Below are 11,301 nucleotides of genomic sequence, written 5' to 3' on the forward strand. Positions count from 1 at the left end.
CTTCATTCCTACCGATTTATGACGCGCAACCACCTGTTGCTGCTGGGCCTCGGCGCCACGCTATCGATTCAGCCGGCATTGGCTCAGAAAAAACCCGCTCCTACTGCCAAAGCCAGTACCGCCAGCTCTCTGCCCGGTGGCGCCCGGCTGGTAGAGAAGGTCACCAAAAAGCCCGGCGAGCTGGTGATTCCGTACGAAAAGTACGTGATGCCCAACGGCCTGACGGTGCTAGTAACCGAGGACCACTCCGACCCGCTGGCCCACGTCGACATCACCTACCACGTAGGTTCGGCCCGCGAGCAGATTGGCAAGTCGGGCTTTGCCCACTTCTTCGAGCATATGATGTTCCAGGGCTCCGACAACGTGGGCGACGAGCAGCACTTCAAGCTCGTTACCTCGGCCGGCGGCACGCTCAACGGCACCACCAACCGCGACCGGACCAACTACTTCGAAACCGTACCGAGCAACCAGCTTGAAACGGCGCTCTGGCTGGAAGCCGACCGCATGGGCTTTCTGCTGGATGCCGTAACCCAGCAGAAGTTTGAGGTGCAGCGCTCGACCGTGAAAAACGAGCGGGGCCAGAACTACGACAACCGCCCCTACGGCCTGGCCTCCGAGAACGTTTCGAAGACGCTATACCCCTACGGCCATCCCTACAGCTGGCTCACCATCGGCTACCTCGAAGACCTGGACCGCTCCAACGTCGACGACCTGAAGAACTTCTTCCTGCGCTGGTATGGCCCCAACAACGCGACCCTGACGGTAGGCGGCGACGTGAAGCCCCAGCAGGTACTGCAGATGGTGGCCAAATACTTCGGCTCCATTCCGAAGGGCCCGGCCGTAGCCGCCCAGAAGCTGGCGGCCCCAGTATTGAGCCAGGACCGCTACGTGAGCTACCAGGACAACATCCGCTTCCCGATGCTGCAGATGGTGTTCCCGACCGTGCCCAGCGGCCACCCCGACGAGAGTGCCCTCGACGCACTAGCCGAAATTATTGGCCAGGGCAAGAATTCGCTGCTCTACAAGAACCTCATCAAGCCCCAGCGCGCCGTGCAGGCCCAGGCCTACAACTCCACCTCGGAGCTGGCCGGCGAGTTTACGATGGTGATGCTGCCCTTCCCCGGCAAAGGCCTCGACAGCCTCGAAATGGTAGCCCGCGGTTCGCTGGCCGAGTTTGAGCGCACCGGCGCCACCGCCGAGCAAGTGGCCCGCTTCAAGTCGAGCACCGAGGCCCAGGTGGTAAATGGCCTGGCCAGCGTGAGCGGCAAGGTAAGCGTGCTGGCTGCCTACCAGACCTATTACAACGACCCCAACCGCCTGGTTAAGGACATGAAGGCCCTACGGGCCGTAACGCCGGCCGACGTGAACCGGGTGTACAACCAGTACATCAAGGGTAAGAAAGCCGTTATTCTGAGCGTGGTGCCTAAAGGCGGGGCTATTGCCCCCCTCAAGCCCGACAACTTCACGGCCTCCAAGGACGGCTACAAGGCCCCTAACTACGGCTACGAAGGCCTTACCTATACCAAGCCTACCGACAACTTCGACCGCAGCAAGCAGCCCAAGGGCGGTGCCGCGCCGCTGGTGCAGGTGCCGGTGGTATGGCAGAGCAAGCTCGATAACGGCCTGCGCCTGATGGGCAACCGGAACACTGAGATTCCAACGGCCACCATGCTGCTGACGATGCGCGGCGCCGCCGCCTGGAGCAGATGGACCGTAACAAAGCCGGCATTGCAGCCCTCACGGCGGCCATGATGAACGAAGGCACTGAGAAGTACACCTCGGAGCAGTTCAGCGCCGAGCTCGACAAGCTGGGCAGCGCCATCCGGGTAGGAGCCGGCGACGACAACACGACGGTGTACGTGCAGAGCCTGACCAGAAACCTGCCCGCCACCATGGCCCTGCTGGAGCAGCGCCTCATGCACCCGAACTTCAATGAGGCCGATTTCGCCCGCATCAAGAAGCAGGCCCTCGAAGGCATTGCCAACCAGGTAACCCAGCCGGTGCTCATCGCCAACAAAACCTTCGACCGGCTGGTGTACAACCCGGCCGACATTATGAGCGTGCCTTCCAGCGGCACGGCCGCCACGGTAAGCAGCATCACGCTCGCCGATGTGAAGAAGTTCTACCAGGACTACTACGCGCCCAACGTGAGCTACCTGGTAGCCACCGGCGACGTGGATCAGGCCACGCTGACCAAGCAGCTGGGCTTCCTGAACAACTGGCAGCAGAAGCAGATCAGCCTGCCGGCCGGCGAAATGGCCACCCAGCCCGATAAAACGCGCATCTACTTCGTGAACAAGGACGGCGCCGCGCAGTCGGAAATCCGGGTGGGCTACCTCTCGCCCCTCACCTACGATGCCACCGGCGACTACTACCGCGCCTACCTGAGCAACTACCTGCTCGGCGGTGCCTTCAACTCGCGCATCAACCTGAACCTGCGCGAAGACAAAGGCTACACCTACGGCGCCCGCTCGGGCTTCCAGGGCACGCGCTACGCCGGTCCGTACACGGCTTCGGCCGGCGTGCGCGCCGATGCTACGGCGGCTTCGGTGAAGGAGTTTATGTCGGAAATCAAGAACTACCGCAACGGTATTACCGACGAGGAGCTGCAGTTCCTGCAGGCTTCGGTGGGCCAGAGCGACGCGCTGCGCTACGAAACCGGCCAGCAGAAAGCCGCTTTCCTGAGCCGCCTCGTAGAGTACGACCTGCCCCTCGATTACGTGAAGCAGCAGAGCGAGATTCTCAACAACCTCAAGAAGGAGGATGTGCAGGGAATTGCCCAGAAGTATCTGCCCGCCGATAACATGTACATCGTGGTAGTCGGCGACCGGACCAAGGCCTTCCCTGGCCTGACGGAACTCGGCTACGAGGTAGTAGAGCTCGACAACGATGGCAACCGCGTAACGGCCTCCGCCACCTCTATGCCCACGCCCGAGGCAATGGCCCCCGGCATGGATGCAGAGAAAACGAAGGTGGTAACCAAAGACGCTAAAGGCAAGAAGGAGAAGAAGAAGTCCAAGCGCGATAAAGACAAGGACAACGACTAATCCCTGGCCAGAAGCCAACTAAAACGGCCCGGTTCGCACAGTGCGAGCCGGGCCGTTTTGCGTTTGTGCCGGGTTGGTTAGCTGAACGTCATGCTGAGCTTGCCGAAGCATCTCTACCGCAGCAGTAATCATACACTACTGCGGTAGAGATGCTTCGGCAAGCTCAGCATGACGTTCTCCTTAGTATCAACAACTCTCTAAGCAACTCCTATAACTTCTACAGCTCCTTGCGCAGCCGCGCCACCGGAATATTGAGTTGCTCGCGGTACTTGGCCACCGTGCGGCGGGCAATGTTGTAGCCGCGGGCGTTCAGCATCTTCTCCAGCTTGTCGTCGGAGAGCGGCTTTTTCTTCTGCTCGCCTTCGATGATTTCCTTGAGAATGTACTTCACCTCGCGCGAGCTGGCATCTTCGCCCGAATCGGTGGCAATGCCCTCTGAGAAGAAGTACTTGAGCGGGTAGATGCCGAACTCCGTCTGCACGGCTTTCGAGTTGGCCACCCGGCTCACGGTGCTGATGTCCATGCTGATTTCCAGGGCAATGTCCTTCAGAATCATGGGGCGCAGCTTGCTTTCGTCGCCCTCCTCAAAAAACTCGCGCTGGTAGCGCACAATGGCATCCATAGTGCGTAGCAGCGTGTTCTGGCGCTGCCGGATGGCATCGATAAACCACTTGGCCGAGTCGAGCTTCTGCTTGACGAACGTCACGGCCTCCTTCATCTTCTTGTCCTTCTTCGAGGCCTTGTCGTAGGCCCGGAACATCTCGGTGTAGGCCGGCGATACGCGCAGCTCGGGGGCGTTGCGGGTGTTGAGCGTGAGGTTGAACTGGCCGTTGTCGTGGCTGAGCAGGAAGTCGGGGATGATGTACTGGATTTTACCGCCGCCCACCGGCCCGCTGCCACCGGGCTTGGGGTTCAGCTTGAGAATGAGGCCAATGGCTTCCTTTATCTCGTCATCTTCGAGGTCGAGCTTCTGCTGAATGCGCTGGTAGTGCTTCTTGGTGAACTCCTCGTAGGTGTCCTGCAAGATGCGCTCGGCGTTTTCCACCGCTTCCTCCTGCACCCGGCGCTCCAGCTGCAGCAACAGGCACTCCTGCAGGTCGCGGGCGCCAATACCAGCCGGGTCGAAGGTCTGCACCACGTGCAATACGCCCTCCACCTCGGTTACGGTTACTTCCAGGTTCTGCGAGAAAGCCAGGTCGTTGGCAATGGCCGACAGGTCGCGCCGAATGTAGCCGTCGCCGTCGATGGAGCCGATGAGCTGGCGGCCGATGGTTTGCTGCCGCTCATCGAGGCCCGAAAAGCCGAGCTGGCTGAGCAGGTTGTCCATGAGCGAGCCGCTGGTGTCGGCCAGGGGCATTTCGCGGCCGTCGTCGTCGTCGCCGGGGCCGTCGCCCTGCATCTTGTAGCCCGCTATTTCGTCGTCGTTGAGGTAGTCGCTCAGGTCGAGGTCTTCTGACTCGGAGCTCGATTCGGGCACCTCCGTCGGCTCCTCCTTGATGGGAATTTCTACTTCGGGCTGCTCGTCGCGCTGGTCGCCGTCGTAGTCCTCGTCGAGCGTATTATCGGGGTTGTCGAGGGCGGCATCGGGGTCGTCGTAATCGTCGTCGGCATCATCGTCGCCGCTGTCGAGGTCGTCGAATTCGTCCTCCGGCTCGTCCTCGCCTTCTTCCAGGGCCGGGTTCACCTCCAGTTCCTCTTTGATGCGCGCCTCCAACTCAGCCGTCGGAATCTGGAGCAGCTTGATGAATTGAATCTGTTGGGGGCTCAGCTTCTGCGAAAGAAGCTGCTTCATGTCCAGTCGTTGCATACGCTAAAAACGGTACGCCCCGCCGGGTTACGAAACGGGGAGGTAAAGCCAAATATAGGCCTTTCTGTACTTGAGTTGGGCCGAAAAAGTTGGGATATAGGGTGAAGTGCTGCTTCGCCCCCCAGCCTGGATACGGATGCTCCATCCCCGCCGGTTCTGGTGGCTGGGGCCGATTGTAATCAGGCGGAGAGTTCGGCCGATTCGGGCCGGGGAAAAGTGGCGCTTCGCCCTACATTTCTACCTTTGCAGCCAACTTACGACTCCGACCATGTCCGACCTCCGAAAAACCAGCGTGCAGGACCTGCTGCGCAGCACCGACCTCGACCGCGAGGTGCTGGTGAAAGGCTGGGTGCGCACCCGCCGCGGCAACAAATACGTGCAGTTCATCGCCCTCAACGACGGCTCGGGCTTCAACTCCATTCAGGTGGTAGCCAACGCCGAGCAGTTTCCGGAGGAGAAGCTGCGGGCCGACGGCGTGGAAAACGGCGCCGCCATTGCCGTCCGCGGCCGGCTCGTGGCCTCGCAGGGCAAGGGCCAGGCCGTAGAAATTCAGGCCGACGAAATAACGGTCTACGGTTCGGCCGATACCACCACATATCCGCTTCAGAAGAAGGGCCACACGCTCGAATTCCTGCGCGGTATCGCGCATTTGCGCCCCCGCACCAACACGTTCGGGGCCATTTTGCGCATCCGGCATGCCATGGCCTTCGCCGTGCACCAGTACTTCAACGACCACGGTTTCTACTACGTCCACACGCCCATCGTCACGGGTTCCGATGCCGAGGGCGCGGGCCAGATGTTCCGCGTTACCACCCTGCCCGACCAGAACCCGCCCCTGACCGAGGACAAATCGGGCGTGGACTACGCGCAGGATTTCTTCGGCAAGCAGACCAACCTCACTGTATCGGGCCAGTTGGAGGCCGAGGTGGCCGCCATGGCGTTGGGCAAGGTGTACACGTTCGGCCCTACGTTCCGGGCCGAGAACTCCAACACCGCCCGCCACCTGGCTGAGTTCTGGATGATTGAGCCCGAAGTGGCTTTCAACGACCTGCAGGACAACATGGACTTGGCCGAGGACTTCCTCAAGAGCCTCGTACGCTACGCTCTCGAGCACTGCCCCGACGACCTCAAGTTTCTCAACGAGCAGTACGACAAGGAGCTGCTGACCCGCCTGCAGTTCGTGGTCGACAACGATTTCCAGCGCCTGACCTACACCGAGGCCGTGGAAATCCTGAAAAAGGCCAAGCAGAAATTCGAATTCCCGGTTGATTGGGGCACCGACCTGCAGAGCGAGCATGAACGCTACCTCGTGGAGAAGCACTTCAAGAAGCCCGTTATCCTGACCGATTACCCCAAGGACATCAAGGCGTTCTACATGAAGCTCAACGATGACGGCAAAACCGTGCGCGCCATGGACGTGCTGTTTCCCGGCATCGGCGAAATCATCGGCGGCTCGCAGCGCGAGGAAGACCTGACGAAACTAAAGGACCGCATGGCCGCCATGCAGGTGCCCGAGCACGAGCTGTGGTGGTACCTGGAGCTGCGCCAGTACGGCACTGCCCCGCACGCCGGCTTCGGCCTGGGCTTCGAGCGCCTCATCCTGTTTATCACCGGCATGGCCAACATCCGCGACGTCATCCCCTTCCCCCGCTTCCCCGGCAGCGCGGAGTTCTAAACCACGGATTAGCACGGATTTTAAGCGGATTGCACGGATTATATAAACGCCTGCAGCTAGCTGGGGCGCAATCCTGCTTCGGTCCTTGCTGACCTTCGAGTATACGTTATTGCCAGCGGCCGCCTTACTTTGGAAAGGCGGCCGCTGGTGCTTTATTCGAAACACTCAGCTAGGAATTGGTTGATTCCCTCCCTCCTACTTCACTCCGCGCATCAGGCGGCGGGACTAAAGTCCGCGCTACAAACACAAAAAGCTAACAGCTAGAAGCTGTCAGCTAATAGCTCAAACTCTATGCTGCTGGTGCTTCTGTTGTGGCTGTGGGTGTCGGGCATGAGCTACGGGCTGGGGCGGGCGCTGCTGGGGCGGCGGCTGGCCGGCGCGCTGCCCCCCGAGCTGCTGCTGGCGGCCGGGTTGTCGGGCCTGAGCTGGCTGCTGGCGCTGCTGTCGTTTGGGGTGAGCATTGGGCCAGCCGTGCAATTGGGCATAACCGCGTCGGTAGCGGGCTACGGGCTTCGGCACTGGCTGAAAGCACCAGCAGCGGCCCGGCAGACGTGGTGGGATGGGTTGCGCGCCTCAAGGCGGCGGACAGGCTGGTTTGGTGCCGCGACGGTGGTGCTGGTGTTTGGGGCACTGCTGCTGCTACACGCCGTGCAACGGCCCATTTTAGCTGATACCGGCCTGTATCATGCCCAAACGGTGCAATGGCTGCAAACCTACCCGGTGGTGCCGGGCCTGGGCAACCTGCACGGGCGGCTGGCCTTCAACTCGCACTTGCACCTGCTCACGGCCTTTTTCAGCGCCCGCGCCAACAGCCCGTGGGCTTCGCTGGGGCAGCAGGCAGTGGGCAGTTTCTGGTTTGTGCTGCTGATTAGCTACGCCGCCCGGCAGCTGGCGCGGCCCCGGCCATCGGTGGCATTGGCCGTGTACGGCGGCTTCAGTCTGGTTTTCACGTTCATTGCCTTCCGCCCCTGGGTTTCGTCGCCCATGCCCGACAGCGGCGTCACCATCCTGACACTGCTCGTGCTGGGCTGGCTGCTGGAAAAGCTGCTGCAGACTGGTTCGCCGGAGCCGCTGAGCCGGGCCGAAGTCGGGTTGCTGGCAGCGCTGCTGGCCACGGCCATAACCTATAAGGCCTCGGCTGGCTACCTGGCCCTGCCGCTGGGCTTTATCCTATGGCGGCTACGGCCCACCGGCCTTTCGGCACCGCGCTTGTTGAGTTTGGTGGGGCTGATGGGGGCCGTAGTAGCACTGCCGTGGGTGGGCCGCAATGTGGTGCTCTCGGGCTACCTAGTATATCCGCTGGCTCCCTGGGCTGCGTTGCCGTTTGATTGGACCATACCCACCGCCCAAACCACCGCCGACCTGCTGGAAATCCGCCACTTCGCCCGCTGGCCTGGTGGCGACTGGGCTATTGGCGGCCAACTGCCCGCCGCCGACTGGATACCTTTCTGGTGGCGGCAGCAGGCTTTCCACGACCAGCTTCTGGCCCTGGCCATACTTGCGCTGGCATTATTGCTGGGGCTGCGGTACCTGCGCGCCAGAGCCGGAGAGCAGCAGTCAGCGGCCGTCCTGTTTGGCCTACTGCTGGCCTGCTGCGGGTTATGGTTTGCCACCGCGCCGGCGTTCCGGTTCGGTTACGGCTACCTGGTTGGGGCGGCAGCACTGGGGGCGGGTCTGCTGGCTGGCGGCCTGCCCGGCGGCCGCTGGCTATGGCGGGCGGCGCTGACGTTGACGCTGGTATACGGTCTGAACGGTCTGCGCCACGAAATCAGCAGGTTCCATTCGGCTACCTGGTTTCGGCCGGCTCCGTATGCGGATCCGCACATGGTAAGCACCCGCCTCGAAGGTCGCCTTGTGAGGCTGGGCATGCCGAACCACGGGCTCCGCTGCAACAACGCCCCCCTGCCCTGCGCCGCCGGCCCCTTACCGCCCGATCTGCACTGGCGCGGCCCGCACATCAGCCAGGGCTTTCGGCGCGGGCGGTAATGCGTGCCTGTATGTGGCGGGTTGGGTGGCGGCCTATTGCTTTTGGTCCTGCCGGCAGCGCAGAGTCTAAAGAGGCTCAGCAGTAGTTTCGCAGCTCCTTATCATCCACGGCCAGCAGGTTATCCAGCCGCAGCTGGAAGCCATCGGCCAGCCGCAGAAACTCCACTTTATCCTGGATGTATAAGTCCTGAATGACGCCGTGATAGGTGCTGGGCGGGGTATCGGGCTCGGTGCGGTAAATGAGGCTGCAGGGCTGGCCGGTGGTGGCGCGAGCCTCCAGCTCGTCGTAGAACGAGCAGCTGATGGGTCGATATGGGGCAGACATGGCGGGAGCAGCTTGGTGAATCCTGCTTGTACGCACGTCCCGGTAAGCAGGGCGATTGGCCTGAAGCTCTTCCCGCAGCAGACCGCTTTTTATAACCCGGCTCTGCTTCGGCGCGTTGGCATAAGCAGCATCCTACCCCCGCTGCTATGCCTCCCGAAATCAACCTTGCCCCCGCCGACGCCCTTCAGGATGGCGAAATGCGCGCCTACCCCGCCACGCCCGACACCGAAGTGCTGCTGGTGCGCCGCCAGGGGCAGTATCAGGCCCTGGCGGCCCGCTGCCCCCACTACGGCGCACCGCTCGAAAAAGGCCGCCTCATCAACGACCAAATCGTTTGTCCCTGGCACCACGCCTGCTTCCGGGTGGATGACGGCCACCTCTGCCAGCCCCCGGCCCTCGACGACCTGCCCACCTACCCCGTGCGCGTAGCCGACGGCCGGGTGTGGGTGACGCTACCCACCCACCCCGCCGCGGCCGCCCAAAGCCCCGACGCCACGCCCACGGCCCTGGTAGGCGGCACCCCCGCCAGCCCCCGACCGTGCCGCCACCGACCCGCGCACCTTTGTTATTGTGGGCGGCGGAGCGGCCGGACAGTTCGCGGCCCAGACGCTGCGCACCGAAGGCTTCGGCGGCCGCTTGGTGCTGGTTGGGGCCGACCCGGCCGCGCCCTACGACCGCACCAAGCTCAGCAAAGGATTCCTGGCCGGCAAGGCCGATAAAAAAGCCCTGCCGCTGCGCCAGTCTGATTTTTACAAGCAACACCGCATCGAAGTCCTGACCGACACCCGCGTCACCGGCCTGAACCTGGCCAGGCAGCAGCTGACTATGGCCGGCCGCGACCCATTGCGCTACGACAAGCTGCTGCTGGCGCCCGGCTGCCAGCCCAACACCCTGCCCCAGCTGCCCGGCCACGACTTAGCCGGCGTGCTGCCCCTGCGTACGGCCCAGGACGCCGAGGCCATTCGGGAAGCCGCCGCTAATGCTAAGCACGTAGTCATCATCGGCAGCAGCTTTATTGGCATGGAAGCCGCCGCCAGCCTGGCCGCTGAGAACGAGGAGCAGGGCAATCAGGAGCGGCGCATTACGGTAATCGCGCGGGACAAAGAACCGTTCGAGAAGGTGCTGGGCCCGAAAATCGGGGCGATGTTCCGCAACCTGCACAGCCGCCACGGCGTGCGGTTTAAGGCCGAAGCGGAAGTGCAGGCCCTGGAGGGCGAGAACGGCCGCGTAACGGCGGTGCGCCTGGTTTCGGGCCAGCGCCTACCCGCCGATGTGGTGGTGCTGGGCGTGGGCGTGCGGCCGGCTACCGAGTTTCTGGCCGAGGCTTTCGAGCTGGATAAGGATGGTGGCCTGCGTGTAGATGCGCACCTTCGGGCGGCCGAGCACGTGTATGTGGCCGGTGATGTGGCCCGGTTTCCGCTGGCGGCGGGCCTGGGGCAGCACCGCATCGAGCACTGGCGGCTGGCCCAGCAGCACGGGGCTTGCGCCGCCCGCAACATGCTGGGCTACGAAACAGCCTTTGCCGAGGTGCCCTTCTTCTGGACCCAGCAGTACGGCAAGAGCCTGCGCTACGCCGGCCACGCCGCCGAGTGGGACGAAATCATCTTCCACGGCGACGTGCGCCGCCACGATTTCCTGGCCCTCTACGCCCACCGCAACCGCTTGGTAGCCGCCGCCGCCCTTGGCCGCGACGACGATATGATGATAATCGAGGAGCTGCTGCGCCGCGACCAGATGCCCACGCCCACCGCCGCCCGCCGCAAAACCAACTGGGCGAAGCTGCTCGACGGCTAGCGCTATGGGGCATTCTCCTTGGGTCAAGGAAATCAGTTTAAACCGCAACGAGCCGGCTTCTCCACGGAGAAACCGGCTCGTTGCGGTTTAAACTGATTCGCAAGCGGGTACTAATGCTTGCCTTTGCCGTGGCCGTTGTCTTTATCGCCTTTGTACTTCTTGCCCTTGCCTTCCTGCACGTACACCGGTTGGCCGGCCGGCACCACGTACACTGCCCGGGCCTTTTTGGCCTGGCCGGGCGGCATGCCGTGCGGATGGCCGCCTTTGGGGTACTTCACTTTATGCTCCCGAATGAGCACCCAGGGCTGCGCGCCCACATAGTTGATAACCACGGGATGAAAAGAGCTGGTGGCGTAACCGTTCACGGTCTTCAGCTTCTTCCACTTTCCCTCCCGCAGCACCACGTACTGCTGGTCGCGCAAATCGTAATAGCCGCTCACTTCCGGAATGTAGTAGTACTGGGTACCTGCCGGCACGGCCGGTCCCCAGCTGGGCGGGTTTACATTGATGGTAACCTGGGCCTGGCCTGGAAGGCTGAACGCGGCCAAAGAGGCCGTCAGGACAGCCGTGAGCAGAAATTTGGAAGAAGAATGCATGGGTGCTGGGTAAGGTGAGAGAAGCGAAAAACGCCGCCGACAGGCGGCTTGGGCGGGGCGCCGATGCTGGC

General features: G+C 62.6%; 9 protein-coding genes. 6 read left to right on the plus strand and 3 right to left on the minus strand.

Features of this window, described 5'->3' with window-relative positions:
* The first annotated feature begins 18 nt into the window (after positions 1 to 18).
* Together D0N36_RS19650 and D0N36_RS19655 are read left to right on the plus strand one after the other, a co-directional pair.
* A complete protein-coding gene (locus D0N36_RS19650; protein ID WP_242478898.1) occupies positions 19 to 1,752 on the plus strand; it encodes a M16 family metallopeptidase in 1,734 nt (577 codons plus the stop codon).
* The gene (locus D0N36_RS19655) at positions 1,707 to 3,047 is read left to right on the plus strand and encodes a M16 family metallopeptidase (RefSeq protein WP_242478899.1); all 1,341 of its coding nucleotides are present in this window, start codon (positions 1,707 to 1,709) and stop codon (positions 3,045 to 3,047) included. Before D0N36_RS19650 ends, D0N36_RS19655 begins: the two co-directional genes overlap by 46 nt.
* A 217-nt stretch (positions 3,048 to 3,264) precedes the next feature.
* Here D0N36_RS19655 and rpoN read toward each other — a convergent pair whose 3' ends face one another.
* Entirely contained in the window at positions 3,265 to 4,854 is a 1,590-nt protein-coding gene (gene rpoN, locus D0N36_RS12360; RefSeq protein ID WP_116941918.1) for an RNA polymerase factor sigma-54, read from the minus strand.
* A gap of 268 nt (positions 4,855 to 5,122) precedes the next feature.
* On the opposite strand from rpoN, the gene asnS reads away from it, so the two are divergent.
* Positions 5,123 to 6,529 carry an asparagine--tRNA ligase gene (gene asnS / locus D0N36_RS12365; RefSeq protein ID WP_116941920.1) on the plus strand — a complete coding sequence of 469 codons (1,407 nt, stop codon included), beginning with the start codon at positions 5,123 to 5,125 and terminating at the stop codon, positions 6,527 to 6,529.
* A 291-nt stretch (positions 6,530 to 6,820) separates the two neighbouring features.
* Complete coding sequence (locus tag D0N36_RS12370) at positions 6,821 to 8,515, plus strand: LIC_10190 family membrane protein (protein WP_116941922.1); 1,695 nt, start codon at positions 6,821 to 6,823, stop codon at positions 8,513 to 8,515.
* 76 nt (positions 8,516 to 8,591) lie between these two features.
* Here D0N36_RS12370 and D0N36_RS12375 read toward each other — a convergent pair whose 3' ends face one another.
* Positions 8,592 to 8,840 carry a hypothetical protein gene (locus D0N36_RS12375; RefSeq protein WP_116941924.1) on the minus strand — a complete coding sequence of 83 codons (249 nt, stop codon included), beginning with the start codon at positions 8,838 to 8,840 and terminating at the stop codon, positions 8,592 to 8,594.
* 146 nt (positions 8,841 to 8,986) lie between these two features.
* Between D0N36_RS12375 and D0N36_RS19660 the strand changes: the two genes are divergently transcribed.
* Both D0N36_RS19660 and D0N36_RS12380 read left to right on the plus strand, forming a co-directional pair.
* The gene (locus D0N36_RS19660; protein ID WP_116941925.1) at positions 8,987 to 9,559 is read left to right on the plus strand and encodes a Rieske 2Fe-2S domain-containing protein; all 573 of its coding nucleotides are present in this window, start codon (positions 8,987 to 8,989) and stop codon (positions 9,557 to 9,559) included.
* Complete coding sequence (locus D0N36_RS12380) at positions 9,450 to 10,634, plus strand: NAD(P)/FAD-dependent oxidoreductase (RefSeq protein WP_242478902.1); 1,185 nt, start codon at positions 9,450 to 9,452, stop codon at positions 10,632 to 10,634. Before D0N36_RS19660 ends, D0N36_RS12380 begins: the two co-directional genes overlap by 110 nt.
* A 110-nt stretch (positions 10,635 to 10,744) precedes the next feature.
* On the opposite strand, the gene D0N36_RS12385 is transcribed toward D0N36_RS12380, so the two are convergent.
* Positions 10,745 to 11,230, minus strand: coding sequence for a hypothetical protein (locus D0N36_RS12385; RefSeq protein WP_116941929.1), 486 nt, complete (start codon positions 11,228 to 11,230; stop codon positions 10,745 to 10,747).
* Positions 11,231 to 11,301 lie beyond the last annotated feature (71 nt).

This window comes from Hymenobacter lapidiphilus (genome assembly GCF_003417065.2).
Lineage (GTDB): Bacteria > Bacteroidota > Bacteroidia > Cytophagales > Hymenobacteraceae > Hymenobacter.

Coding starts and splice junctions, on each gene's coding strand:
- D0N36_RS19650 (WP_242478898.1), top strand. CDS start 19: ATGACGCGCAACCACCTGTTGCTGCTGGGCCTCGGCGCCACGCTATCG.
- D0N36_RS19655 (WP_242478899.1), top strand. CDS start 1,707: ATGGACCGTAACAAAGCCGGCATTGCAGCCCTCACGGCGGCCATGATG.
- rpoN (WP_116941918.1), bottom strand. CDS start 4,854: ATGCAACGACTGGACATGAAGCAGCTTCTTTCGCAGAAGCTGAGCCCC.
- asnS (WP_116941920.1), top strand. CDS start 5,123: ATGTCCGACCTCCGAAAAACCAGCGTGCAGGACCTGCTGCGCAGCACC.
- D0N36_RS12370 (WP_116941922.1), top strand. CDS start 6,821: ATGCTGCTGGTGCTTCTGTTGTGGCTGTGGGTGTCGGGCATGAGCTAC.
- D0N36_RS12375 (WP_116941924.1), bottom strand. CDS start 8,840: ATGTCTGCCCCATATCGACCCATCAGCTGCTCGTTCTACGACGAGCTG.
- D0N36_RS19660 (WP_116941925.1), top strand. CDS start 8,987: ATGCCTCCCGAAATCAACCTTGCCCCCGCCGACGCCCTTCAGGATGGC.
- D0N36_RS12385 (WP_116941929.1), bottom strand. CDS start 11,230: ATGCATTCTTCTTCCAAATTTCTGCTCACGGCTGTCCTGACGGCCTCT.